Below are 24980 nucleotides of genomic sequence, written 5' to 3' on the forward strand. Positions count from 1 at the left end.
GGACGGTCGTCGGGGGCTGCGTTGGCCGCAAAAACCGACGGGCTGCTGCATCCAGCCACGTGCAATGGAGTCTAGGGTAAGCCTTTGCCGCGCCAGTGTCCAGCCGGGGCCGGGACAGGGCCGGCATTGGCTAGAATCTGCGGACCCGACAACGCAAGCGAGGAAATGCCGGTGTGGTATGTGATCGAAGGGTATGACGGCCAGGATGTGCTGGCGCAGCGGCTGCAGGCGCGGCCGGAACACCTGGCGCGGCTGCACGCGCTGCGCGACGAGGGACGCCTGCTGCTGGCCGGGCCGTGCCCGGCGGTGGACAGTGAAGACCCGGGCCCGGCCGGTTTCAGCGGCTCGGTGGTGATCGCGCAGTTCGAGTCGCTGCCGCAGGCCCAGGCCTGGGCGGATGCCGACCCGTACGTGGCTGCCGGCGTCTACACCCGCGTGCAGGTACGCCCGTTCCGCAAGGTCCTGCCGTGAACGCGGAACGGATCGAACGGATCCGTGATGCGCTGCAGCAGGCGCTGGCGCCCAGCGTGCTCGAGATCGAGGATGACAGCCATCGCCATGCCGGCCATGCCGGTGCCCGCGACGGGCGCGGTCATTTCAACGTGCATGTGGTGAGTGAACGCTTCGCCGGATTGGCTCCGCTGGCCCGGCATCGCGCGGTCTATGCCGCGCTGGGGTCGATGATGGACACCGATATCCACGCGCTGTCCATCCGCGCACATACCCCGTCAGAACAGGGCTGAGCCCTTGTCCCGCACTGTCCTGGCCGGTCCCTACGGGCCTCGCCACGGACAGATTTTCATGTCCATTTCGGGACATTCGCCTAACGGACTGTTTACAAGCCCAGATGGAAACGCTTACATTCCGCGCCAATGCTGGTAGGTCCAAGCCGTGGAGGGCGGCTTCGTGAACAAGGCAGCTATCACAATCAAAGACGTCGCACGCGAAGCCCGGGTCTCCGTGGCCACGGTTTCCCGCGCGCTCAACGGGCATGAAAATGTCGCCGAACCGGTCCGCCAGCTCGTGCTGGAGGTGGCCGCACGGCTGCGTTACACCCCGCACGCCGCCGCCCGCAGCCTGAGCAGCCGCCGCACCAATACGGTGGGCGTGGTGCTGCCTGACCTGTACGGCGAATTCTTCTCCGAACTGATGCGCGGCATCGACGGCGTGGCCCGCAACCGCCGCCAGCACCTGCTGGTGTCCAGCTACCACGGTGACCAGGAACAGCAGGGCGCGGCCCTGCGTGCCATGCGCGGCCGCGTCGACGGCCTGCTGGTGCTTTCGCCCTATGCCGAGAGCCCGGGCTTCCTGACCGACAACCTGCCGCAGTCGTTGCCGACGGTGTTGATCAACACCTATCTGCCCGGGCAGGACCATCCGGTGCTGAGCATCGACGACCACGCCGGCGCGATGGCGATGACCCGCCACCTGCTGGACGCCGGCCACCGCCGCATTGCCTTCATTTCTGGCCCGGACCTCAACTTCGACGCGCGCGAGCGCCTGCGCGGCTTCCGTGACGCGCTGGTGGCTTTTGGCAGTGGCGCCGAGGGCATCGAGCTGCCCGGTGATTTCGACGAAGCTTCCGGCCATCGTGCCGGTCAGGAGTTGCTGGCAGCCGGAGCGCTGCCCGATGCCGTGTTCGCCGCCAACGACATGATGGCCCTGGGCTGCCTGTATGCGTTCACGCAGGCAGGGGTCCGTGTCCCGGCCGATGTGGCCCTGGCGGGTTTCGATGACATTCCACTGGCGCGTTTCGTCCACCCGTCGCTGACCACCATGCAGGTCAGCATCGCCGAGCTCGGCGACCGGGCCATGACGCGCCTGCTGCAGTTGATGGACGGCACCTCCACGGATGGGACAGGGGACAAGCAGACCCTGGTTCCCCGCTTGATAGTTCGCGATTCCACCACTCCGCCATCGGGCCGTTGAAGCCAGAGGCGTTCCTTCTTTTTTGATTGATCGCAGGGACCGCGCAAGCGGTTACCGCCACCCGGAGATTGAGTTGATGATGCATACCACCTTCCGCACGCCGGCACGCCGGCTGCTGAGCACCGCGCTGGTCAGCTGCCTGATGCTGGCTGCTGCTCCGAACGTCATGGCGCAGTCGGCCAATGCCAGCCTTCGCGGCCAGGTTGCCGGCGCGCAGGCAGGCACCGAAGTCACCGCCACCAACGTGGCCACCGGTACCGTCCGTCGCGGCACCATCCGCGCCGATGGCAGCTATTCGCTGATGGGCCTGGATCCGGGCACCTACGACGTGGTCGCCAATGGCCAGACCCAGAAGGTCACCGTCACCGTGGCATCGACCGCCACCCTGAACTTCGCCGGCGCGGCCAGCAGCACCCCGGGCTCGACCGCGGCCACCAACCTTGACACCGTCAACGTCGTCGCGCCGACCCTGCTGCAGGAAGTGCGTACCTCCGAAGTCGGCAAGACCGTCAGCCTGCAGCAGATCCAGACCACCCCGCAGGTCTCGCGCAACTTCCTGGAGTTCGCTGACGCGGTGCCGGGCCTGATCTTCACCCGCGATGCCAAGGGCAACACCTCGCTGCGCGGCGGTGCCACCAACTCCGATGGCACCAATGTGTACATCGACGGCGTGGGCCAGAAGAGCTACGTCAAGGGCGGCGGCGTCGCTGGCCAGTCCGGCAGCGCCGGCAACCCGTTCCCGCAGCTGGCCATCGGCGAGTACAAGGTCATCAGCGGCAACTACAAGGCCGAGTACGGCCAGGTGTCCAGTGCTGCCGTCACCGCCGCGACCAAGTCCGGTACCAACGAGTTCAAGGGTGAAGCGTTCTACCGTTACACCAATGACAGCATGCGCGCGATGACCCCGGCCGAGCGCCAGCCGAACAAGGGCAAGGAGGATTCGGCCGAGAAGGAATACGGCTTCGCGCTGGGTGGCCCGATCATCCAGGACAAGGCCCACTTCTTCGTGACCTATGAAGCCAAGCGCTTCGACCTGCCGGTCACCATCGCGCCGGACGGTGCGGTCACCGGTGCTGCCGGTCTGCTGCCGCCTGCCGGCGCCGCCGGCCTCGGCCCGGCCAGCCAGCCGTTCCAGCAGGACCTGATCTTCGGCAAGATCGACTTCGAGCCGACCGACAATGATCGCATCGAGCTGACCTTCCAGGACCGCGACGAAACCCAGTCGCAGTTCAGTGGCCAGACCTCGCCGGAAGCCGGCCGCGAAGTGGTCAACACCGACCGTCGTTACGCCCTGCGCTGGAACCACAGCGGTGAGCGCTACTACAACGAGTTGATGCTCACCCACGAAGATTCGTTCAACAACCCGACCCCGCTGACGCTGGCCAACGGCATTACCTACACCGCACCGGACGGTCCGGAAGACCGCACGGTGGTGAAGATCGGTGGCGCCTCGGCTCTGGACTCGCAGGTGAAGGGCCAGAAGGGCTGGTCGATCGAAGACAACCTGACCCTGGATGGCATCCAGTGGGCCGGCGATCACACCATCAAGATGGGCGTGAAGTACAAGGCGATTGATCTGTACGCGTCCGATGCGGCGCAGATCAATCCGACCTTTACCTATTCGCTGGGCGATCCGGACTTCCCGGATTCGATTCCGTACAAGGCGCAGTTCGTCAAGCCGGTGACCGGCGTGTCGGGCGTGTCCGGTGAAGTGCGTTCGAAGTCCAAGCAGTACGGCGTGTTCATCCAGGACGACTGGCAGGTCAACGACCACCTGCAGCTCAACATCGGCCTGCGCTGGGACTACGAAAAGACCCCGTCCTACCTGGACTTCGTGACCCCGCAGCAGGTGGTCGACGCCATCTATTCGCAGGACCCGCGCGCGCCCGCCGGCCAGACCTACGCCGATTCGCTGGCGCTGGGCGGCCTGGACATCGGCGACTACATCAGCAACGGTCACAACCGCAAGGCGTTCAAGGATGCCTGGCAGCCGCGCCTGGGCTTCTCGTATGACATCAACGCCGACGAGCAGCACGTGATCCACGGTGGTGCCGGCCGTTCCTACGACCGTGACCTGTTCGACAACCTGCAGCTGGAAACCACCAAGCTGGCCCTGCCGCAGCCGACCATCTACTTCCGCAACCCGGCCACCGGCGCCTGCATCAACGGCCAGGCCGCCTGCTACGACTGGAACCCGAACCTGCTCAACGGCATCGGCAACCTGCAGTCGCTGGTCGGTGCGACCAGCAATGCCGGCCTGGAAGTGGACCTGCTGAACAACAAGCTGAAGGCTCCGTATTCGGACCAGTTCAGCCTGGGCATGAGCAACCAGATCGGCGACTGGCTGACCGACGCCACCATCGCCCGCACCCTGAGCTACGATGGTTTCGCCTTCACCCTGGGCAACCGTTACCCGACCGGCCAGTTCTTCGATGATCCGCGCCTGTGCGGCGGCACCGACCCGGGCCTGAGCCAGGCCTGGAGCTGCAACGTGCCGGGCTTCGGCAGCCTGATCATTGGCCAGCAGGGCATCAAGACCCGTGCCACCCAGGTCCTGCTGTCGGCGCAGAAGCCGTTCACCAAGGAAAGCGGCTGGGGCACCTCGATCGCCTACACCTGGACGACCGCGCGCCACAACCGTGACATCAACGAGAAGTACGCCTTCGACCGCGGCCTGATCGGCGACTACCCGACCATCCGCTCCAACGGCGCGCCGCGTCACCGCCTGGTGGTGACCGGTTCGTACGCGGGCTTCTGGGGCATCACCTTCGGCGGCAAGATCACCCTGGCAACGCCGACGGCCGTCAACGACTGGTACCCGGTGATGCAGGCCAGCGGCTATACCCTGCCGACCCCGCAGGCCGCCGTGCCCAATGCCACCGGCAAGTTCCTGGTGGGTGGCAAGATCTTCGGCTACCGCTCGGTCGACCTGCAGGCGACGAAGACGTTCAAGATGCCGGGCGATACCGAGCTGTACGCGCGTATCGACATCATCAACGTGTTCAACTTCGACAACTTCTCCACCTACAACTACGTCAAGACCAACGGCAAGCTGCAGGCCAGCTACAACGAGACCGGCGAAATCATCGGTACTCCGCGTCAGGTCAAGGCCGAAGTGGGTTTCCGCTTCTAAGCCCGGATGTCGATGTACGACCCGATGCCGCCGCTCCGCCAGCGGCATCGGGCGCGTGAAAACGGCAATGGCCGGCCCCGCGCCGGTCCATTGCCCACGCCGCTGCCGGGCAGGGGGCAGCGGCGTGGGCAATGATCGCGGTGTCAAACCACGTTTTTCGTGGTTTTTTCAGGACGCACCTTGTAAACGATTTCAGATCATTGGACGTTATGCTTTCCCATCGATCAGACCACCGGAGGAATCGCGCCATGCAGGCACGCCATCTGTTGTCCGCCGCGGCGTTGAGCCTGGCCGTTGCTGCCTGCCAGCCGGCCCAGCAGGAGCCTGCCAAGCCTCGCCCGCCGGTGATTCTGATCGAAGCCGACGCACCGCCACGGCCGATGAAGCCGGAGCTGCCGCCGCTGTTCGATGACATCGAGCGCCGCACCTTCCAGTTCTTCTGGGATACCACCAACGAGATCAACGGGCTGACCCCGGACCGCTACCCGTCGCGGCCGTTCGCCAGCATCGCCTCGGTCGGCTTCGCGCTGACCGCCTATCCGATCGGCATCGAGAACGGCTGGGTCAGCCGCAACCAGGCGATCGACCGCACGCTGACCACGCTGAAGTTCTTCCGCGACGTGCCGATGGGCCCGCAGCGCACCGGCAAGGCCGGTTACAAGGGCTTCTACTACCACTTCCTGGACATGCAGGAAGGCCGTCGCTACGACAGCTGGGTCGAACTGTCCTCGGTGGATACCGCGTTGCTGATGATGGGCGTGCTGTTCGCGCAGTCGTACTACGACGGTGACGATCCGCGCGAGAAGGAAATCCGCCAGATCGCCGATACGTTGTACAAGAAGGTCGACTGGCCGTGGCTGCAGCAGCGTGCACCGCTGATCTCGATGGGCTGGTTCCCGGAGAGCGGTTTCATCGACCACGACTGGATGGGCTACAACGAGGCGATGATGGTCTACATCCTCGCCCTGGGCTCGCCGACGCACCCGGTCAGCCCGGACGCGTGGACGGTGTGGACGCGTACCTACGACAACGACTGGGGCGTCTACCAGGGGCAGGAATACCTGTCCTTCGGCCCGCTGTTCGGCCATCAGTACAGCCACGTCTGGATCGACTTCCGCGACATCCAGGACGCGTACATGCGCGAGCGTGGCAGCACCTACTTCCTCAACAGCCGCTCGGCCGCGCTGGCCCAGCGCGAGTACGCCATCGCCAACCCGATGCAGTGGAAGGAGTATGGCGAGAACGTGTGGGGCCTGACCGCCAGCGATGGTCCGCAGAACACCACGCAGGACTACCGTGGCGAGCAGCGCCAGTTCCGCCACTACTCTTCGCGCGGCGCCGGCCTGCGCGAGAACTTCGATGACGGCACGATCGCCCCGACCGCCGCGATCGCCTCGGTGGTGTTCGCCCCCGAGCAGGTGATCCCGGCCACGCTGGAGATGCACAAGCGCTTTGGCGATTACATCTATTCCAGCTACGGCTTCCTGGATTCGTTCAACCCCAGCTTCAACTACGACATCCCGATCAAGACCGGCCGCCTGGTTCCGGATCGCGGCTGGGTCGCCAGCGACTACATCGCCATCGACCAGGGCCCGATCCTGACCATGATCGCCAACTACCGCGATGACTTCGTCTGGGAAGTGATGAAGAAGAACCCGTACATCCGCAAGGGCCTTGAGCGGGCCGGGTTCAGCGGTGGCTGGCTGGCGCCGGAAGGCTCGTTCCAGCCGCTGGAACTGCAGAAGGACGAAAAGGCCGCGGCGGCACGCGCGGTGGGTATCGCCGAATCACGCGCGGCTGCCGCGCAGGAACAGAAGAACAATGCCAACCGCACCACAGGCCAGGGCAAGTAACCCGATGCCGAACTGGATCGACCGCCTGCGCCGCTGGGCGCTGCCTGCCCTGGCCGCCCTGGCCGTGGCCGGCTGCGCCCGTACCGAACCGGGCACCACCACCGTGCGCTTCTGGGCGATGGGCCGCGAAGCCGAGGTGGTCAGCGAGCTGATCCACGAATTCGAGGCCGAAAACCCCGGCATCAAGGTGGATGTGCAGAACATCCCGTGGACCGCCGCGCACGAGAAGCTGCTGACCGCGTTCGCCGCCGACGGCCTGCCGGACGTGTGCCAGCTGGGCAACACCTGGGTGCCGGAGTTCGCCGAACTCGACGCGCTGACCCCGCTGCAGCCGTTCGTGCAGCGCTCCACCGTGGTCGACCCGAAGGACTACTTCCAGGGCATCTGGGATACCAACGTGATCCACGGCGAGCTGGTCGGCGTGCCGTGGTACGTCGATACGCGCCTGATCTACTACCGCAAGGACCTGCTGGCCAAGGCCGGCTACGACCACCCGCCGCGTACGTGGCAGGAATGGGAGGAGCAGATGGCGGCGATCAAGCGCATGCAGGGCCCGAACCGCTATGCGGTGCTGATGCCGATCAACGAATTCGAGCAGCAGCTGTCGCTGGCCCTGCAGCAGCCCGACCCGCTGCTGCGCGACGACGACACCCGCGGCAATTTCGCCAGCCCGGGGTTCCGCCGCACGCTGGCCTTCTACGCCAACATGTTCGAGCAGGGCTGGGCGCCGAAGATGTCCGAAACGCAGATCTCCAACGTCTGGGACGAATTCTTCCGCGGCTTCAACGTGTTCTACATCTCCGGCCCCTGGAACATCCGCGAGTTCAAGAAACTGCAGCCGAAGGAACTGGAAGGGCAGTGGGGCACCGCCGCGCTGCCGGGGCCGGACGGCCCGGGCGCGGGCATCGCCGGTGGTACCAGCCTGGTGATCTTCCGCAAGTCGCAGCAGAAGGAGGCGTCCTGGAAGCTGATCGAGTTCCTGTCGCGGCCGGAGATCCAGGCGCGCTTCCATTCCATCATCGGCGACCTGCCGCCGCGCCGCAGTGCCTGGAACGCGCCGTCGCTGGCCAATGATCCGCTGGCGGCCGCGTTCCGTGATCAGCTGGAGCGGGTCAAGCCGACGCCGAAGGTGCTCGAATGGGAGCGCATCGTGCAGGAAATGCGCATCGTCACCGAGAAAGTGGTGCGTGGTGGCCTGGCGCAGGACAAGGCCGTGGAAGAGCTGGACCAGCGCGTGGACAAGGTGCTGGCCAAGCGCCGCTGGATGCATGAACAACAACGCCTGCAGGAGCGCGCGCCGTCGCCGCAATCGAGCAGCGCCGTGGCCGCCGGGAGCGCGCAATGAAACGTACTTCGCTGGCCGGCTGGATCTTCGCCGGCCCCTCGCTGATCGTGCTGGGCGTGTTCTTCGGCCTGCCGGTCGCTTCGGCGCTCGCGCTGAGCGTGACCGACTTCGACCTCTATGCGCTGGCCGACAGCAGCAACCTGCGCTTCGTCGGCCTGGGCAACTACATCGACCTGCTGCAGACGCCGATGTTCTGGAAGTCGCTGTGGAACACCACCTACTTCGTGCTGATCGGCGTGCCGTTGTCGATCGGCGTGTCGCTGGGCGCGGCGATGCTGCTCAATGCGCCGGCCGCGCGCTTCAAGGCCCTGTTCCGCACGGCCCTGTTCGCGCCGGTGGTGACCACGCTGGTGGCGGTGGCGGTGATCTGGCGCTACCTGTTCCATACCAGCTATGGCCTGGTGAACTATGGCCTGGGCCATCTGGGCATCAGCCCGATCGACTGGCTGGGTGATCCCAACTGGGCGATGCCGACCATCATGCTGTTCGCGGTGTGGAAGAACTTCGGCTACAACATGGTGATCTTCCTGGCCGGCCTGCAGGCGATCCCGCATGACCTGTACGAAGCGGCGCGCATCGACGGCGCCTCGCGCTGGAAGCAGTTCCTGCACATCACCCTGCCGATGCTCGGCCCGGTGCTGCTGGTGGTCGGCGTGATTACCGTGTCCGGCTATTTCCAGCTGTTCGCCGAGCCCTACGTGATGACCCGCGGCGACCCGCTGCAGAGCACCGTCAGCGTGCTGTATTTCATGTTCGAGGAAGGCTTCAAGTGGTGGAACCTGGGACGCGCCTCCGCCGTGGCGTTCCTGCTGTTCCTGATCATCCTGGCGGTGACCACCGTGATGCTGCGTTTCGGCCGCAAGAGGCAGTTGGTATGAGTCGTGAAATCGGCCAGTCGCGCTGGTACCCATGGATGATCAATGGTGCGTTGCTGGTGCTGGCCCTGGTCAGCCTGGCACCGCTGCTGTGGATGGTCTCGGTCTCGTTCATGCCGCAGGGCGAGGCCAGTCATTTCCCGCCGCCGCTGCTGCCGTCGAGCGTCACCACGCACAACTATCATGAGCTGTTCGCGCGTACCGGCATGGGCGGCAACTTCGCCAACAGCCTCCTGGTGTCGCTGGGCATCACGATCGGCTCGTTGCTGCTCAACACCATGGCCGGCTATGCGTTCGCCAAGCTCAATTTCGTCGGCCGCGAGCGCTTGTTCCAGGTATTGATGGCGGCGCTGGTGATTCCGGCGCAGGTGGCGATGCTGCCGCTGTTCCTGCTGATGAAGCAGCTGGGGCTGGTCAACAGCTTCGGCGGCGTGATCGTGCCGGCGCTGGCCAGCGTGTTCGGCATCTTCCTGGTACGCCAGTACGCGCGTTCGATCCCGGACGAGCTGCTTGAAGCGGCGCGCATCGACGGGGCAGGGGAGCTGCGCATCTTCTTCCAGATTGTGCTGCCGATGCTCAAGCCGGTGCTGGTGACCCTGGCGATCTTCACCTTCATGGGCGCATGGAACGATTTCATGTGGCCGCTGATCGTGTTGACCGACCAGGAGCACTACACTCTGCCGGTGGCGCTGGCCACCCTCTCGCGCGAACACATCATGGACGTGGAAATGATGATGGCCGGCGCGGTGGTCACCGTGGTTCCGGTGCTGGCGCTGTTCCTGGTGCTGCAGCGGTACTACATCCAAGGTCTGTTGCTGGGGAGCGTCAAGGGATGAAGCGAGCGATCGCCGTTGGACTGGGACTGTTGTGGACCTCCCTGGCGATCGCCGCACCACCGGCACTGCCGGCGCCGAAAGTGCTGGACGACTTCGACGATATCGGCGCCTGGAAACTGGTGCTGTCCGACCAGGTCAGTGGTTCGCTGCGGCCGGTCAGCGGCGCCGGCGGTGGCCGCGCGCTGTGCCTGGACTACGATTTCCACAAGGTCTCCGGCTACGTCGGCATCCGCCGCGCGCTGAACATCGACTACCCGGTCAACTACCGTTTCGGCTTCCAGCTGCGCGGTGATTCGCCGGCCAACGACCTGCAGTTCAAGCTGATCGACGCCAGCGGCGACAACGTCTGGTGGGTCAACCGCCCGGGCTACAGCTTCCCCAAGGCGTGGACGCCGGTCGAATACCGGCGTCGCCAGATCGACAAGGCGTGGGGGCCGTCGCCCGAGAAGGAGATGGCACGCAGCGCCGCGGTCGAGTTCACGATCTACAGCAAGGTTGGTGGCCGCGGCACGGTCTGCTTCGACAAGCTGACCCTGCAGGGCCTGCCGCCGCAGGATGATTCGCCGCTGGTGCCATCGGTGATCGCCGACACCGCCACCGCGCTGCAGGACCGCATGATCGATGGCAAGGGCGACACGTTCTGGATCAGTGGCGGGGTCAAGCAGCAGACCATCAGCCTGGATCTGCACAAGAGCCGCGAGATCGGTGGTGCGGTGATCGACTGGCTGCCGAACCTGGAAGCCAACCGTTACACCGTGCGGACCTCCGAGGATGGCCGGGACTGGCGCACTGTGCGCGAGGTGACCGGCGGCGCGGGAGGCCGCGACTGGCTGGCGCTGCCGGACACCGACGCGCGCTACGTGCGCTTCGATCTGCTCGATGGCCCGAACTGGCGCTATGGCATCCGTGACATCACGCTCAAGCCGCTGGCCTTCGCCGCCACGCCGAACGCGTTCCTGTCCTCGGTGGCGGCCGACCTGCCGCGTGGGTCGTTGCCGCGTGCGTACGTGGGCGAACAGCCGTACTGGACCCTGCTCGGCCTCGATGGCGGCCAGGAACAGGCGCTGATCAGCGAGGACGGTGCGCTGGAGCCGGCCAAGGGCAGCTTCAGCATCGAGCCGTTCATCCGTCTCGACGGCAAGCTGCTGGACTGGTCGAAGGTGGCCATCACCCAGTCGCTGCAGGATCACTACCTGCCGATCGCCAACGTCGACTGGGTGCACGAGAAGGCCGGCCTGGCGGTGACCAGCTTCGTGCAGGGCACGCCGGAGCGCGCGCAGTTGATCGGCCGCTACCGGCTGAGCAATCCGGACAAGGTGGCGCACGAATACACCCTGGCGCTGGCGATCCGCCCGTGGCAGGTCAACCCGCCGACCCAGTTCCTCAACACCGTTGGCGGCTTCAGCCGCATCGATGCGCTGGATGTGGGTGAACAGCTGGTGCGCATCAACGGTGAGCCGCGCATCTACCCGCTGCAGGTGCCGGATGCCCGCTTCGCCAGCACGTTCGATGGCAAGCTCGATGCGATGCATCTGGCGTCCGGAAAGTACCCGGCCAGCACGGCGGTGAAGGACAGCACCGGCATGGCGTCCGGCGCGCTGCTGTACACGATCAAGCTGGAACCCGGCCAGAGCCGCGAAGTGGCGGTGGTGCTGCCGCAGACCGGCGGCTGGGCGCCACAGGTACTGGACGTGGCCAAGGCGCAGGCGCAGGTGGCCGAGCAGTGGCGGCAGAAGCTGGGCGTGGTCTCGTTGCAGGTGCCGGCGGCGGGCCAGGCACTGGTCGACACCCTGCGCACCGCAGTGGCGCACATGCTGATCTCGCGGGTTGGCCCACGCCTGCAGCCGGGCACGCGCTCGTACGCGCGCAGCTGGATCCGCGATGGCGCGATGATTTCCGAAGGCCTGCTGCGCATGGGGCGCAGCGATGCCGTGCGTGACTACATCAACTGGTATGCGCCGTATCAGTTCGAGAACGGCAAGGTGCCGTGCTGTGTCGATGCACGTGGCAGCGACCCGGTGCCGGAGAACGACAGCCATGGCGAGCTGATCTACAGCATTGCCGAATATGGGCGTTATACCGGTGACAGCACTTTCGCCGAGCTGATGTGGCCGCATGTGCAGGGCGCCTACAGCTACATGGAGCAGCTGCGCGCCAGCGAGCGCACGGACGAGAATCGTGCGCGCAATCCGGCGTTCTACGGGATGATGCCGGCCTCGATCAGCCACGAAGGCTATTCGGCCAAGCCGATGCATTCGTACTGGGATAATTTCTGGGCGTTGCGCGGCTACAAGGACGCGGCATCGCTGGCGGCCCAGCTGGGCAAGGTCGAGGCGATGCAGATCGCCGAATCGCGTGATCAGTTCCGTGATGACCTGCAGGCTTCGCTGCTGTCGGCGATGCAGCAGCACAACATCGATTACCTGCCGGGTTCGGCCGAGCTTGGCGATTTCGATGCGACCTCGACTACCATCGCGCTGGCCCCGGGCGGTGAGCAGGGGCGCCTCCCGCAGCAGGCGTTGGACGCAACCTTCGAGCGCTACTGGAAGGAATTCGTGGCGCGTCGCGATGGCAAGCGCGAGTGGAAGGACTACACGCCCTATGAGTGGCGCAACGTAGCTGCCTTCGTCCGCCTGGGCTGGCGTGATCGCGCCTGGCAGGCGACCGAGTTCTTCTTCAAGGACCGTGCGCCGCAGGCCTGGAACCAGTGGGCCGAAGTGGTTTCGCGCACGCCACGCAAGCCGTTCTTCGTCGGTGACCTGCCGCATGCCTGGGTGGCCTCGGACTTCGTGCGCTCGGCCTTGGACATGTTCGCCTACAGCCGTGACATGGACGATGCACTGGTGCTTGCCGCCGGCATTCCGACCGCCTGGCTTCAGGGCGAGGGCATCGCCGTGCAGGGACTGCGCACGCCGCAGGGCCAGCTCAACTACCGCCTGCAGCGCAGCGACAAGCAGCTGGTGCTGGAGGTGCAGCCGGGCCTGGTGCCACCGGTCGGTGGCGTGGTGCTGCCGTGGCCGTATGCGGGCGATCCGGGCGAGGCGACCATCAATGGCGAAGCGGCCGAGTGGGTCAACAAGGAACTGCACGTGCACCAGCTGCCGGCGCGGGTCGAGATCGACGTACCGAGCGCGGTGCGCCGCGCCGAACGCAAGGGGCAGTAGCGATGAAGCAACAGGGGGCAGGGGTGCGCGCGACGGTGCGCGCCCTGGGGCTGGCCATTGCATTGGCATTGCCGGGCGTGATGATGGCGGCCGAACCGGCTGCGACGACCGCGGCGTCCGACGTTGCCAGCGCGCCGGGCATGAGCATGGTCACCTTCAACCTGCATCATGACCGCGAAGACTGGCCGAGCCGGCGCCGCACCATCCTGGCCGAGCTCAAGCGCCTGCAGCCGGATGCGGTTGCCCTGCAGGAGGTGATCCAGCGCCGTAACGTGCGCAACCAGGCGCAATGGCTGGCCAGCCAGCTCGGCTACAAGTATGTGTTCGTGTCCACCGATCCGGTCGGGGCACCCAAGCGCTACGGCAACGCGCTGCTGAGCCGCCGCCCGATCCTTGCCGAGGGCGATCATCTGCTGCAGCCATTGAATGATTACCGCACGGTCGCTCACCTGCGCATCGACGTCGACGGCACGCCGGTGAACGTCTACGCCACGCATCTGAACGAGCGCAACGACGAGAGTGGGCAGCGCATCCGTCGCAGCCAGGTCGAGGACCTGCTGCGCTTCATCACCGCTACCTCGGCCGGCGCGCCGGTGGTGATCGCCGGCGACTTCAATGCGCTGGTGGACGCAGGCGACCTGAGCGAGCTGCGCAGCCATTACGGCGACAGCTATGGCAGCGTGCACGTCAACACCGACCTGACCGGCGTCAGTACGTTGAACCGGCACTATTACCAGGCGCCCTCGCGCATCGATCACATCTTCTTCCAGCAGGACCGGATGGTCGCGCGCGAGGCCAAACTCCTGTTCGACCAGCCCGATGACAGCGGTCGCTGGGCGTCGGATCATTACGGGGTCTGGACCCGCCTGCAGTTCGCCCCGGCGCGCTGACGCCGCGGGGCGTCATGCTCTGGTAGGAGCCAACCCTGGTTGGCACGGGCGTGTCCGCATGCGTTGAATCAACGGCGCCAACCAAGCTTGGCCTCTGCCAGAGCGCTGCACGCGCCCGACGCACAAACAAGAACGGCGGGGATCATCGATCCCCGCCGTTTCGCTTTCTACGCGATCAAAGCGCGATCAGTTCGCCGGCGGCGTGCGCTTGGCGGCGTCTTCGTCTTCTTCCTCGGCCTTGGCTTCAGCGGCCTGCGCGGCGGCGTCGGCGTGGCCATCGGCGACCGGATCGATCGACGGCGTCACCACCGCCTCGGCGACCGGGGCCGCAGCTTCCACCGGCGCAGCTTCGACCGCCACCGGAGCGACCGGCTGTTCGGCGACCGGGGCGGTCTCGACGATCGGCTTGGCTTCAACCGCGGGAGCGGCCTCCTCCACCGGGGCAACCTCGACCGCCAGCGGCTGGGTTTCAACCACCGGGGCCGCTTCAACAACCTGCGGCTTCGATTCCACGATCGGAGCAGCCTCGGCCACGACCGGCTTCACTTCGGCCACCGGAGTGGCTTCAGCGACCGGGGCAACCTCAACCACCACCGGCTTCGCTTCGACCGCCGGGGCTGCGGCTACCACCGGCTGGGCCGGGGTCGCAGCGTCGATGGCATCGAGCATGCTGGTCTGCACCGGCGACGACGCCGGTTCGGCCTTGGCCACGGTTTCGACCGGGGCCCGTGCCTCGGCCACGACCGGCGCAGGGGCATCGACCACCGCGCTGCTCACCACCGCGACCGGTGCGGCGACAACAGCGGCGGCGGCGCGGACCGGCTTCTCGGCTTCGGCAGCGGCCGGTTCGGCTTCGTCATCGAAATCGAATTCCGGCTGCGAACGGGCCGGCTGCGCAGCGGCGACCGGAGTGGCCCCGGCAGCGTTGTCGTTGCTTGGCTCGGCGACATCAGCAACATCGGTGTCATCACTGTCGTCCGCGTCATCCTGGTCATCGCCCAGGCCGTCGTTGCCGGCAGCGTTCTCGGCGCCACCACGGCGACGGCGACGGCCACCACGACGGCCACGGCGGCGGCGGGTCGCGCCTTCACCGGCCTGCTCGCCGTTGGCGTCGAGGGCAGCCTCTTCACCGGTCACGGCATTCGCCTCGGCCTCGTTGCCGGCGTTGGCAGTGGTGTCGGCCGGTGCGGCGGCCTCCGGCGAAGCGGCAGCCACCGGTGCAACCGGCGCCACCGGCGCGGTCGCTTCCTGAGCGGTCACCACGTTGGCGGCGACCGCCGTGGCGGCCACGGCGGCAGCCGCGGTCACGGCCTCGGCCGGTGCCTCGGCGGCGCTGCGCTGCGGCTTCTCGGCCGGCTTGTCACCGTCCTGCTGCTGGCGCGGCTGCTTGGGCTGCTTCAGCTTCGGCTGCTGCTGGTTCTGGTTCTGGCCCTGCTGCTCGTTGCGCGGCTTGTTCTGCTGCTGCGGCTGCTGGCCGTCCTTCTGCTGCGGCTCCTTCTGCTTGCCCTGCTGCGGCTGCTGCTGGGCATTGCCGTTGTTGCCGTTGCGGCCGTCCTTGCGCTGCTCACCGCGCTCCTTGCGGTTGCCGCCATCCTTCTGCTGCTGCGCGTTGCCGTTGCCGCCGTTGCCACGGTTGTCGTCGCGGCGCTCCTTGCGGTCCTTGTTGCGATCCTTGTTGCGGTCCTTGCGGCCGCCGTCCTGCTGCTGGCGGGCGACAGGGGCCGCCGGTGCCGGTGCCGGTGCCGGTTCGCCACCGAACACGCGCTTGAGCCAGCCGATCACGCCGCCGCTCGGGGCCGCTGCAACCGGCGCTGCCACGACCGGGGCCGGGGCCGCTGCGGCCGGCTCCACTTCCTCGCGCACCGGGGCGGGGGAGGTGTGCTTGACCTGGGTCACCGCCGGCGGCGGGATGTTCAGCTGGCCCTTGGTCAGGGCGTGCACCGGCAGCTTGCGCGGGGTGCCGCGCTGGTAGCTGGGCTTGTTGCTCTCTTCACCCAGCTCGTTCTCGCGCAGGCGGGTGACGGTGTAGTGCGGGGTGTGCAGCTGCTCGTCGGCGACGATCACGATCGGCGCCTCGTGGCGCTGTTCGATCTCGCGCAGGGCGCTGCGCTTTTCGTTCAGCAGGTAATTGGCGATCTCCACCGGGGCCTGCACCAGCACCTGCCCGGTGTTCTCCTTCATCGCGTGCTCTTCGGCAACGCGGATGATCGACAGCGACAGCGACTCGACGCTGCGCATGCGGCCGTGGCCGTCGCAGCGCGGGCAGACGATCTGGCTGGATTCACCCAGGCTCGGGCGCAGGCGCTGGCGGCTCATTTCCAGCAGGCCGAAGCGCGAGATGCGGCCGACCTGCACGCGGGCACGGTCGTACTTCAGCGCGTTGGCGAGGCGGTTCTCGACCTCACGCTGGTGCTTGTTGGAGGCCATGTCGATGAAATCGATCACCACCAGGCCGCCCAGGTCGCGCAGGCGCAGCTGGCGGGCCACTTCCTCGGCCGCTTCCAGGTTGGTCTGGAAGGCGGTGTCCTCGATGTCGCTGCCCTTGGTGGCGCGCGAGGAGTTCACGTCGACCGCGGTCAGCGCTTCGGTCTGGTCGACCACGATCGAGCCGCCCGACGGCAGGCGCACGTTGCGCTCGTAGGCACCTTCGATCTGCGATTCGATCTGGAAGCGGTTGAACAGCGGGATGTCGTCCTTGTAGTGCTTGAGCTTGCGCAGGGTCTGCGGCATCACCTGCTGCATGAACTCGCGGGCGTGCTCGTACATCTCCTCGGTGTCCACCAGGATCTCGCCGATGTCGGCGCGCAGGTAGTCACGCAGAGCGCGCACGATCAGGCGCGATTCCTGGTAGATCAGGAACGGGGCCGGCTTGCTCAGCGCGGCTTCGGCGATGGCGCGCCAGACGTTGAGCAGGTAGTCCAGGTCCCACTGCAGCTCTTCCGCATCGCGGCCGACGCCGGCGGTACGGATGATCACGCCCATGTCGTCGGGGATGTTCAGCTTGTCCAGGGCGTCCTTCAGCGCGGCCCGGTCTTCGCCCTCGATGCGACGGGAGACACCGCCGGCACTGGGCGAGTTCGGCATCAGCACCATGTAGCGGCCGGCCAGCGAGATGAACGTGGTCAGGGCGGCGCCCTTGTTGCCACGCTCTTCCTTGTCCACCTGGACGACGATCTCCTGGCCTTCCTTCAGCAGCTCGCGGATGCCGGCCTTGTTGTGGTCGACACCGGCCTGGAAGTAGTCGCGGGAGATTTCCTTCAGCGGCAGGAAGCCATGGCGGCCACCGCCGTACTCGACGAAGGCGGCTTCCAGCGAGGGCTCGATGCGGAAGATCCGGCCCTTGTAGATGTTGGACTTCTTCTGTTCCTTCGACGGCTGTTCGATGTCGATGTCATACAACGACTGGCCATCCACGATGGCAACACGCAGCTCTTCAGCCTGCGTGGCGTTGATCAGCATTCGCTTCATTGTTGCGTTCCTCGCAAGCGGCTACCGCGCGGAACGCCATGGGGTTTCGCCTCTGGACACGGTTCGCCGCCCATTCGCGCAAGCGCGGGGAGGGCGGCTTGGGTTTCCAGCGCTACGACACCACGGCAGGCCGCGGGAGCGCTTCACTCTTATGGGTTTTGGGGTGTTACAGGCCGCAGGCAGCTGTCAGCCAGGCTGGAGCGCCACGCGGGACATGTTCAGCACGGTTGCGTGTCAGGCATCCGGCGATGGCCGGGAAGGCCGGTGAGCCGCTAACATGGCCGCCCCGCGGGCGGTGGTCGCGCACTGTGCCGGATTCGTCGGAAGCTGGGCTTCTGGCCCTGAGTAACTTCCAACGAAATCAATCCCTTATCTCGCCCCCCGAGTGTAACAGAATAAACAGCCTGATGACTGCCCAAGACCCGACCAAACCCGCTGGCGACAAGCCCTCCGTGCGCATGATCACCGTTCCCGCCGACCGCGCCGGCCAGCGCCTGGACAACTTCCTGCTCGGCCAGCTGAAGGGTGCCCCGCGCAGCCTGGTCTACAAGCTGGTGCGCAGCGGCCAGGTACGGGTGAATGGTGGCCGCGCCAAGGCCGAACGCAAGCTCGAGGCGGGTGATGAGGTGCGTGTGCCGCCGGTTCGTCTCACCGAAGAGGGAGACAAGGCCGGTCCGCCGGAGGCGTTCATGCGCCGCCTGGAGCAGGCCATCGTCTTCGAGGATGCCCGCCTGCTGGCCCTGAACAAGCCGACCGGCGTGGCCAGCCACGGCGGCAGCGGCATCAGCTTCGGCGCCATCGAGACCCTGCGCGCGCTGCGCCCGGGGCAGACCCTGGAGCTGGTCCACCGGTTGGATCGCGACACGTCGGGCCTGCTGATCGTCGCCAAGAAGCGTTCGGCGTTGAGCGAGCTGCAGGCGCTGCTGCGTGAAGACCACGGCGCCGGCATCCGCAAGCGCTACCTGACCCTGCTGGCCGGGCGCATGCCCGACGGCGTGATGACGGTCGATGCGCCGCTGCACGTGGGCCTGCGCCAGGGGGGCGAGCGCCATGTGCAGGTCAATGCGATCGGCAAGGAATCGATCAGCCACTTCCGCGTGCTGGAGCGTCGCGGCGGTCATTCCTACTGCGAAGTCCGCATCGAGACCGGTCGTACCCACCAGATCCGCGTGCATGCCCAGCATCTGGGGCATCCGGTGGCCGGTGACGATAAATACGGCGATCCTGCGGTCAACAAGCGGCTTCGTGAGCAGATCGGGCTGAAGCGCCTGTTCCTGCACGCGGCCTCGCTGGAGTTCGCGCTGGACGACGGCAAGAGCCCGTACGTGCTGAACGCGCCGCTGGCCGATGAGCTGGTCGAGGCGCTGGACCGGCTTCGCTGAAGCTGGCGCCGGGCCATGCCCGGCGCTCCCGTTGTAGAGTCGAGCCATGCTCGACTGGCTTTTCGCGCGCCCCGGCCGAAGAGCAGTCGAGCATGGCTCGACTCTACTGGGCGGGTCGCCGACCCCTCACCACTTGAACAGCACCAGGCTGATCGCCAGCGTGCCCATGCCTGCGACCAGCCCGTACACCGTCTCGTGGCCCTTGGCATAGCGCTTGGCCGCGGGCAGTAGTTCATCCAGCGCCAGGAACACCATCACGCCGGCGATCAGCCCGAACACCCAACCGAACGTGGCGTGCGACAGCGATCCGGACAGCAGCCAATAGCCGAGCGCCGCGCCCACCGGTTCGGCCAGGCCCGACAGCAGGCTGGCGCTGAACGCGTAGAACTTGTTCTGGGTGGCGAAGTACACCGGCACCGCAATGGCGATGCCCTCGGGGATGTTGTGGATGGCGATGGCGAAGGCCAGCGGCATGCCCACCGACGGGCTCTCCAGCGTCGCGAAGAAGGTTGCGAGCCCTTCCGGGAAATTGTGCGCGGTGATCGCGATCGAGGTCAGCAGAGCGACGCGCTTCAGGTACTCGCGGCTGTTCTCGCGGAACGCCGGGTCCTGCTTGTCCAGGCTGTCATGCGGGTTCGGAATGAAGTGGTCGATCAGCACGATCACGATCACGCCCAGCAGGAAGGCCAGGGTGCCGTAGGTGAAGCCGGTGCGCTCGCCATAGGCCAGGGCGAACGACGCAATGGACTTGTTGAGGATCTCCGACAGCGACACATAGACCATCGCGCCACCGGCGAAGGCCAGGCCGAAGGCCAGCAGGCGCGGATTCGGCCGGCGCGAGAACAGCACCAGCAGGCTGCCGATCGCGGTGGCGAGGCCGGCCGCAAGGGTGACCGCCAGCGCGATCCAGATGTTTTCGGGGGGAATCTGCAGCATCTACCGACGCGGTCCTGGTCAACAGACAACCGCCCCGGGCAGTGCCGGGGCGGCGAGGGCGAGGCGGGCGTCGGCTGGCCTCGTCGGGGTGCGCGCGATCAGCCGCCGCGGCGCAGGCGTTCTTCGATGGCGAAGCACTGGTCCGGCTTCGGCTGCGGCGGGTTGAAGCTGACCGGCACCTGGATGGTGGCCGGCACCGGCTGGCCGTTGCGGGTGGCGGCATTGAACTGCCAGCCCTGCACGGCGGTCTTGGCCAGTTCGTCCAGCTGCGGGTTGCCGGCGCCTGTGAGCAGCGCCACTTCGCTCGGCTTGCCGTCGGTGCCGATGGTCACCTTGAAGGTGCTGGTGCCACCCACGCCCATGCAGGCCAGTTCCAGCGGGTACTGCGGCGGCGGCGTCTTCACCGCGGCCACTTCGGTCGGCGGCGGCGGTGGCGGTGCCGGCGGTTCGGACGTGCCACAGCCGGCCAGGCCGGTCGCAGCGATCAGGGACAGGCTCAGCAAACGTACGTTCATGGCAGTTGCTCCGTCAGGGCCGAAGTCTTTGCCGCGCAGATGAAGTCGTTCTCGCTCAGGCCGCCCACATCGTGGGTGGAGAAGCGCACGACCGCGCGGTCGTAGTGCACGCCCAGGTCCGGATGGTGGTCCTCGCGGTGGGCAATCCAGGCCAGCGCGTTCACGAAGGCCATGGTGGCGTAGTAATCCTTGAAGCGGAAGGTGCGCGACAGGGCCTGACCACCCTCGCTCAGCTCCCAGCCGGGAATCTGCGGCAGCAGTTCGGCCAGGCGGGCTTCGCCGAGCTTGTGGTCGCTGCCTTTGCGTGGCACGCAACGGGCCTGGGCCAGTGGAATCAGGTCGGCCATGGGAATCTCCACCTCGTGTTGACTGAACAATGCGCCGGACGGTGTATAAACCGAATGAGCGGCTGACGCTTACTTGGCTAGAATAGCCTGATGATCCAGATCTCCGACACTGCCCAGACCCATTTCCGCAAGTTGATCGAACGCGAGGGCGTGCCCGGCATGGGCGTGCGCCTGAGCGCGGTCGACCCCGGTACGCCGCGCGCCGATGCCCGGCTGGAATTCGCCGAACCGACCGACCTGCTCGGTGACGAGTGGGCGGTGGACTGCGATGGTTTCACCCTCTATGTGGACGCCGGCAGCGTTGGCTGGCTCGATGGCGCCGAGATCGACATCGTCGCCGGCACCGCCGGTGCCCAGCAGCTGACCATCAAGGCGCCGCGCATCAAGGGTGAAGCGCCCGGTGACGCCGCCTCGCTGGTCGAACGCGTGCACTGGGTGGTGGAGAACGAAGTCAATCCGCAGCTGGCCTCGCATGGCGGCAAGGTGGCCGTGCAGGAAGTCTCGTCCGACGGCGTGGTGCTGCTGCGCTTCGGTGGTGGTTGCCAGGGCTGCGGCATGGCCGACGTGACGCTCAAGCAGGGCATCGAAAAGACCCTGATGGGCCGCGTGCCGGGTGTGACCGCCGTGCGCGACGCGACCGACCACGACAGCGGCCACGCGCCGTACATTCCGCGCGGCAACGTCGCCTGATCGCTGACGCGTGCCTCTGACCCGGGCCGAGCAACTCATTGACCTGCTGCTGGCGCGCCAGCAGCCCCGCGCCGTCCTCGAGAAGACCACGCGCCTGCCCTATGGCTGGGCGCTGTGGCTGCGCTCGCTGGGGCCGCTGCCGCGGCCGTTCCATGCCCGCGACGTGATCGCAGTTTTCCTGCCGCGCCCGCTGCCGGGCCCGCCCGGCCAGTCGCCGCGGCTGTCGCCGTGGCAGGCGCTGCGCCGTTTGTTCTGGCAGGACTGGGACGCCGCGCCGCGCGACCAGCGCTGGATGCGCTGGACCTCGGCACTGGTCAGTGCACTGCTGCACCTGCTGTTCTTCATGCTGCTGCTATGGGTGGCGGTGATCCGTACCACCGCGCCGGACGAAGAGGGCGCCGAGGGCGAGCGCGTGCAGGTGGAGTTCGTCGGCCGCGCCACGCAGGAAGGCGGTGGCGATCAGCCGGGCGCCGAAGCGGCTGCGGCCGCGGCGGCGGGTCGGGTTGCGACGGGCCAGGAGGCGGGCGCTGCCACGGCCCCTGCGCCGCGTCCGGTGGCTGCCGAAGCCGCCGCCTCATCCCCGGCATCCGCGCCGACCGCCAGCGTTCCACCGCCGCCGGCCGAAGCCGAGCCCGCGCCGGTTGCCGCGCCGCCGCCTTCGCCCGTCCAGGCCACCGAAGTGGCGCAGGCCAGCACGGATTTCGTGGTGCCGCCGGTCAGTGTGCCGCGTACCGAAGTCAGCGTCGTGCCGCGTGACAGCACGCCCAGCGTGCGCGAGCGCAGCGTGCAGCCGGTGCAGGCGCCGCCGACGCCAAGCCAGGTGCGCACCCCGGAACTGGCCGTGCGCACGCCGCAGGTGCGTGACATCCAGGTGCGCGAACGCGAAGTCAGTACGGTCGATGCGCCGGTCGCACCACAACCGTTGCGCAGCGCGGAAATGCAGGTGCGCGTGCCGCAGCAGGACGTGCAGGTGCGCGAACGTGAAGTGCAGGCCGTGGCCGATCCGCAGGTGCGGATGGCGGCGGTGGCCGGGCGTGAGCCCGCCGTACGCGCGCCCACCGGCCGCGACGTGCAGGTGCGCGAACGGGAGGTGGCCTCGGCACCGGTAACAGCACCGGCATCTTCCAGTGGCAGTGCCACGGCGGCGCCTGCAACTGCGGCCCAGGGCAGCGCGACGCAGGCGAGCAGCAGCACGCGTCCGTCAGCGTCCAGCAATACACCGGCGAACGCAGGAGCGCGCCCGGCGCCCGATCCAGGCAACTGGGCGACACCTGCCAAGGGCGATGACTGGGGGTCTTCCAGCCGCAACCGTGACGGTGCCAGCAGTGGCGCCCGCCAGGCCAGCACTGCCGGCAAGGGCAGCGGCCTGTTCAATGCCGATGGCAGCGTGCGCGTGCCGGGCCGGGAAGGCGATGGCCACGCCGAGCGCGGTGCGCCCGGTGGGGCCAACGACGGCTGGAGCAAGGAGCGCATCGCGCAGTCCGGCACCTGGCTGAAGCGCCCGCCGTACGACTACACACCGACGTCGTTCGACAAGTACTGGGTGCCGCAGGAATCGCTGCTGGCCGAATGGGTGCGCAAGGGCGTCAAAGCGATGGAGATTCCATTGCCGGGCACCAACACAAGGATCTCCTGCGTCATTTCGATCCTGCAGGCCGGTGGGGGCTGTGGCCTGACCAACCCCAACATGCAGGACCAGCCGGCCGTGGCACGACCGCCGCCGGACATTCCGTTCAAGAAAGAGCTGCAGGAAGACAACGGCAGCCGGTAGGACGGCGCATCCACGCATGGCGTGGATCTACTGTGCATCCAGCTGCGCCGGGTAGATCCACGCCATGCGTGGATGATCCATGCGGGGACACGCCCATGCCGACCAAGGTCGGCCTCTACCAGGGCGCTGACCTTACGCGCTCTGCGACAGGAACACCCAGAACGGTACGTCGCGGCCGACCCAGTCGCGGCTGGTTTCGTCCATCACGTCCAGCAGGGTGTCGAAGTCCTTCTGCGCACCGGCGCGCAACGTGTCCACATCGGCCAGGAACAGCGCGTAGCCATTGGCCGGCAGCCATTGCAGGTCGCGCAGGTTGTCCGACAGCGCATCCCAGTTGCCGCCGAAGCCGGCCGGGAAATCCAGCTGTGCGGCCAGCCGGGCGAGCAGGGTGCGCTTGTCCGCGACACCCTCCAGATCGATGCGGATCACCTTCAGGCCGGCATCGCGCATCGCCGCCGCCAGTGCGCCGATGTCATCGCTGTCGATGGCGTAGACGCCGGCATTGTTGATGTCGTGCAGGCCGAGGCCGAAATCATCGTGGCTCATCACTGCGCTCCCTGGGCCGGTACGGTGAAGCTGCGGAATGACGCGTAGTGGTCGTCGGTGTAGTACCACGCTTCCGGCGGATCGCCGCCGGTGACGATGCGGCGCGTGCCGCGGGTACGCGCGCCGGGGGTATCGACGGTGTATTCGCGGTAATAGCCGCGTGCGCGCTGCGGCAGTTGCTGCTCGCGGTTGCCGAAGGTGCTGCCGTCCTGGCGGTGCGGGAACGGACCGCCACGCTGGATCAGGGCGATGGTCGCGCGCGCTTCGGCGGGCAGGAACGCGGGAAGTCCGCTGTCCTTGCCGGGCGAGGCGGTGGCCGGCGCGCGTGCGACGGGCGTGCCCTGCAGGTCGGGCGCGAACTGCGGCGCCGGCGGCCGCTGCAGGAAATGGTTGGCGACCAGGCCGAGCAGCAGCAGGGCGATGGCGGTGATCAGCAGCCGGGGGTTGCGCATGGGCAGGGGCGGGCAAGGGTAGTGCACGCACTGTAGCGCCTGTGCGCTGCACGGTGCATGAGGAGAGCGCTGCGTCACTGCTGCGTAACAATTGCCGTCGTGCTCACTGGCAGGACGCAATTTCCTTTACATCCCCCTTGGTAATCTGGCGGTCTGTCCCCATCATTCACCGCGCACCGCCCGACACCGTCGGGTGCCCTCGCAATCAGGAGATGCATCATGGCCTACACCCTGCCCAAGCTGTCCTACGCCTACGACGCGCTGGAACCGCATATCGATGCGGCGACGATGGAAATCCATCACACCAAGCATCACCAGACCTACATCAACAACGTCAACGCGGCGCTGGAAGGCACCGAGTACGCTGACCTGCCGGTCGAAGAGCTGGTGAAGAAGCTCAAGTCGCTGCCGGAGAACCTGCAGGGCCCGGTGCGCAACAACGGTGGTGGCCATGCCAACCACTCGCTGTTCTGGACCGTGATGGCCCCGAATGCCGGCGGCAACCCGGTGGGCGACGTGGCCAAGGCCATCGACAAGGACCTGGGCGGCTTCGACAAGTTCAAGGATGCCTTCACCAAGGCAGCGCTGACCCGTTTCGGCAGCGGCTGGGCGTGGCTGAGCGTGACCCCGGACAAGAAGGTCGTGGTCGAGAGCACCGGCAACCAGGACAGCCCGCTGATGGAAGGCAACACCCCCATCCTCGGCCTGGACGTGTGGGAACACGCGTACTACCTGAAGTACCAGAACCGCCGCCCGGAATACATCGGCGCGTTCTTCAACGTCATCGACTGGAACGAAGTCGAGCGCCGTTACCAGGAAGCGATCGCCTGATCGCGGTAGCGGGATGA

20 protein-coding genes are annotated in these 24980 nt (G+C 67.0%); 14 read left to right on the top strand and 6 right to left on the bottom strand.

Features of this window, described 5'->3' with window-relative positions:
* The first annotated feature begins 171 nt into the window (after window positions 1-171).
* The 10 genes from BKE09_RS19030 (at window position 172) to BKE09_RS19075 (ending at window position 14025) form a co-directional block, all read left to right on the top strand.
* Window positions 172-471: a YciI family protein gene (locus BKE09_RS19030; RefSeq protein ID WP_014037825.1), complete on the top strand. Its 300-nt coding sequence runs from the start codon at window positions 172-174 to the stop codon at window positions 469-471.
* Window positions 468-743: a BolA family protein gene (locus BKE09_RS19035; RefSeq protein WP_014647753.1), complete on the top strand. Its 276-nt coding sequence runs from the start codon at window positions 468-470 to the stop codon at window positions 741-743. Before BKE09_RS19030 ends, BKE09_RS19035 begins: the two co-directional genes overlap by 4 nt.
* Before the next feature lie 148 nt (window positions 744-891).
* Window positions 892-1929 carry a LacI family DNA-binding transcriptional regulator gene (locus BKE09_RS19040; protein ID WP_042358849.1) on the top strand — a complete coding sequence of 346 codons (1038 nt, stop codon included), beginning with the start codon at window positions 892-894 and terminating at the stop codon, window positions 1927-1929.
* A gap of 76 nt (window positions 1930-2005) precedes the next feature.
* Window positions 2006-5062, top strand: coding sequence for a TonB-dependent receptor (locus BKE09_RS19045; RefSeq protein WP_014037822.1), 3057 nt, complete (start codon window positions 2006-2008; stop codon window positions 5060-5062).
* A 248-nt stretch (window positions 5063-5310) separates the two neighbouring features.
* Entirely contained in the window at window positions 5311-6915 is a 1605-nt protein-coding gene (locus BKE09_RS19050) for a glucoamylase family protein (protein WP_049442664.1), read from the top strand.
* Between the two features lie 4 nt (window positions 6916-6919).
* On the top strand, window positions 6920-8260 hold the full coding sequence (locus BKE09_RS19055) for a sugar ABC transporter substrate-binding protein (protein WP_014037820.1): 1341 nt from the start codon (window positions 6920-6922) through the stop codon (window positions 8258-8260).
* Window positions 8257-9138 (top strand): sugar ABC transporter permease, encoded by an 882-nt coding sequence (locus tag BKE09_RS19060; protein ID WP_005410323.1) that lies wholly within the window; start codon window positions 8257-8259, stop codon window positions 9136-9138. The genes BKE09_RS19055 and BKE09_RS19060 overlap by 4 nt, the downstream gene beginning before the upstream one ends.
* On the top strand, window positions 9135-9971 hold the full coding sequence (locus BKE09_RS19065; RefSeq protein WP_053496316.1) for a carbohydrate ABC transporter permease: 837 nt from the start codon (window positions 9135-9137) through the stop codon (window positions 9969-9971). The genes BKE09_RS19060 and BKE09_RS19065 overlap by 4 nt, the downstream gene beginning before the upstream one ends.
* Window positions 9968-13135: a discoidin domain-containing protein gene (locus BKE09_RS19070; RefSeq protein WP_075677281.1), complete on the top strand. Its 3168-nt coding sequence runs from the start codon at window positions 9968-9970 to the stop codon at window positions 13133-13135. Before BKE09_RS19065 ends, BKE09_RS19070 begins: the two co-directional genes overlap by 4 nt.
* A gap of 2 nt (window positions 13136-13137) precedes the next feature.
* Window positions 13138-14025 carry an endonuclease/exonuclease/phosphatase family protein gene (locus BKE09_RS19075; protein ID WP_075677283.1) on the top strand — a complete coding sequence of 296 codons (888 nt, stop codon included), beginning with the start codon at window positions 13138-13140 and terminating at the stop codon, window positions 14023-14025.
* 186 nt (window positions 14026-14211) lie between these two features.
* Here the strand turns inward: BKE09_RS19075 and BKE09_RS19080 are convergent, their stop codons facing one another.
* The gene (locus BKE09_RS19080; protein WP_075677285.1) at window positions 14212-17493 is read right to left on the bottom strand and encodes an Rne/Rng family ribonuclease; all 3282 of its coding nucleotides are present in this window, start codon (window positions 17491-17493) and stop codon (window positions 14212-14214) included.
* Between the two features lie 407 nt (window positions 17494-17900).
* Between BKE09_RS19080 and BKE09_RS19085 the strand changes: the two genes are divergently transcribed.
* Window positions 17901-18875: an RluA family pseudouridine synthase gene (locus tag BKE09_RS19085; protein ID WP_049401092.1), complete on the top strand. Its 975-nt coding sequence runs from the start codon at window positions 17901-17903 to the stop codon at window positions 18873-18875.
* Window positions 18876-19001: 126 nt separating this feature from the next.
* Here BKE09_RS19085 and zupT read toward each other — a convergent pair whose 3' ends face one another.
* The 3 genes from zupT to BKE09_RS19100 all read right to left on the bottom strand — a co-directional run bounded on the left by zupT (window position 19002) and on the right by BKE09_RS19100 (window position 20673).
* Window positions 19002-19811 (bottom strand): zinc transporter ZupT, encoded by an 810-nt coding sequence (gene zupT, locus BKE09_RS19090; protein ID WP_014037815.1) that lies wholly within the window; start codon window positions 19809-19811, stop codon window positions 19002-19004.
* A 98-nt stretch (window positions 19812-19909) separates the two neighbouring features.
* A complete protein-coding gene (locus BKE09_RS19095) occupies window positions 19910-20326 on the bottom strand; it encodes an energy transducer TonB (protein WP_014037814.1) in 417 nt (138 codons plus the stop codon).
* The gene (locus tag BKE09_RS19100; protein ID WP_006456031.1) at window positions 20323-20673 is read right to left on the bottom strand and encodes a 4a-hydroxytetrahydrobiopterin dehydratase; all 351 of its coding nucleotides are present in this window, start codon (window positions 20671-20673) and stop codon (window positions 20323-20325) included. The genes BKE09_RS19095 and BKE09_RS19100 overlap by 4 nt, the downstream gene beginning before the upstream one ends.
* 90 nt (window positions 20674-20763) lie before the next feature.
* Here BKE09_RS19100 and BKE09_RS19105 point away from each other — a divergent pair, with 90 nt between their 5' ends.
* Window positions 20764-21363 carry an NfuA family Fe-S biogenesis protein gene (locus BKE09_RS19105; protein WP_014037813.1) on the top strand — a complete coding sequence of 200 codons (600 nt, stop codon included), beginning with the start codon at window positions 20764-20766 and terminating at the stop codon, window positions 21361-21363.
* A 10-nt stretch (window positions 21364-21373) separates the two neighbouring features.
* A complete protein-coding gene (locus BKE09_RS19110) occupies window positions 21374-23134 on the top strand; it encodes a hypothetical protein (RefSeq protein ID WP_075677287.1) in 1761 nt (586 codons plus the stop codon).
* A gap of 132 nt (window positions 23135-23266) precedes the next feature.
* On the opposite strand, the gene BKE09_RS19115 is transcribed toward BKE09_RS19110, so the two are convergent.
* Window positions 23267-23680: a barstar family protein gene (locus BKE09_RS19115; RefSeq protein WP_075677289.1), complete on the bottom strand. Its 414-nt coding sequence runs from the start codon at window positions 23678-23680 to the stop codon at window positions 23267-23269.
* Window positions 23680-24132, bottom strand: a complete 453-nt coding sequence (locus BKE09_RS19120; protein ID WP_041863621.1) for a ribonuclease domain-containing protein — start codon at window positions 24130-24132, stop codon at window positions 23680-23682. Before BKE09_RS19120 ends, BKE09_RS19115 begins: the two co-directional genes overlap by 1 nt.
* 219 nt (window positions 24133-24351) lie before the next feature.
* Here BKE09_RS19120 and BKE09_RS19125 point away from each other — a divergent pair, with 219 nt between their 5' ends.
* Complete coding sequence (locus tag BKE09_RS19125) at window positions 24352-24963, top strand: superoxide dismutase (RefSeq protein WP_005410310.1); 612 nt, start codon at window positions 24352-24354, stop codon at window positions 24961-24963.
* The last annotated feature ends 17 nt before the right edge of the window (window positions 24964-24980 follow it).

The sequence above is a fragment of the Stenotrophomonas sp. TD3 genome, assembly GCF_001939825.1.
Lineage (GTDB): Bacteria > Pseudomonadota > Gammaproteobacteria > Xanthomonadales > Xanthomonadaceae > Stenotrophomonas.

What these genes read in the sequence shown, in the direction of transcription:
- BKE09_RS19105 (WP_014037813.1), top strand. Translation starts at nt 20,764, where the DNA reads ATGATCCAGATCTCCGACACTGCCCAGACCCATTTCCGCAAGTTGATC.
- BKE09_RS19080 (WP_075677285.1), bottom strand. Translation starts at nt 17,493, where the DNA reads ATGAAGCGAATGCTGATCAACGCCACGCAGGCTGAAGAGCTGCGTGTT.
- BKE09_RS19120 (WP_041863621.1), bottom strand. Translation starts at nt 24,132, where the DNA reads ATGCGCAACCCCCGGCTGCTGATCACCGCCATCGCCCTGCTGCTGCTC.
- zupT (WP_014037815.1), bottom strand. Translation starts at nt 19,811, where the DNA reads ATGCTGCAGATTCCCCCCGAAAACATCTGGATCGCGCTGGCGGTCACC.
- BKE09_RS19075 (WP_075677283.1), top strand. Translation starts at nt 13,138, where the DNA reads ATGAAGCAACAGGGGGCAGGGGTGCGCGCGACGGTGCGCGCCCTGGGG.
- BKE09_RS19095 (WP_014037814.1), bottom strand. Translation starts at nt 20,326, where the DNA reads ATGAACGTACGTTTGCTGAGCCTGTCCCTGATCGCTGCGACCGGCCTG.
- BKE09_RS19055 (WP_014037820.1), top strand. Translation starts at nt 6,920, where the DNA reads ATGCCGAACTGGATCGACCGCCTGCGCCGCTGGGCGCTGCCTGCCCTG.
- BKE09_RS19060 (WP_005410323.1), top strand. Translation starts at nt 8,257, where the DNA reads ATGAAACGTACTTCGCTGGCCGGCTGGATCTTCGCCGGCCCCTCGCTG.
- BKE09_RS19085 (WP_049401092.1), top strand. Translation starts at nt 17,901, where the DNA reads ATGACTGCCCAAGACCCGACCAAACCCGCTGGCGACAAGCCCTCCGTG.
- BKE09_RS19125 (WP_005410310.1), top strand. Translation starts at nt 24,352, where the DNA reads ATGGCCTACACCCTGCCCAAGCTGTCCTACGCCTACGACGCGCTGGAA.
- BKE09_RS19100 (WP_006456031.1), bottom strand. Translation starts at nt 20,673, where the DNA reads ATGGCCGACCTGATTCCACTGGCCCAGGCCCGTTGCGTGCCACGCAAA.
- BKE09_RS19065 (WP_053496316.1), top strand. Translation starts at nt 9,135, where the DNA reads ATGAGTCGTGAAATCGGCCAGTCGCGCTGGTACCCATGGATGATCAAT.
- BKE09_RS19050 (WP_049442664.1), top strand. Translation starts at nt 5,311, where the DNA reads ATGCAGGCACGCCATCTGTTGTCCGCCGCGGCGTTGAGCCTGGCCGTT.
- BKE09_RS19115 (WP_075677289.1), bottom strand. Translation starts at nt 23,680, where the DNA reads ATGAGCCACGATGATTTCGGCCTCGGCCTGCACGACATCAACAATGCC.
- BKE09_RS19045 (WP_014037822.1), top strand. Translation starts at nt 2,006, where the DNA reads ATGATGCATACCACCTTCCGCACGCCGGCACGCCGGCTGCTGAGCACC.
- BKE09_RS19070 (WP_075677281.1), top strand. Translation starts at nt 9,968, where the DNA reads ATGAAGCGAGCGATCGCCGTTGGACTGGGACTGTTGTGGACCTCCCTG.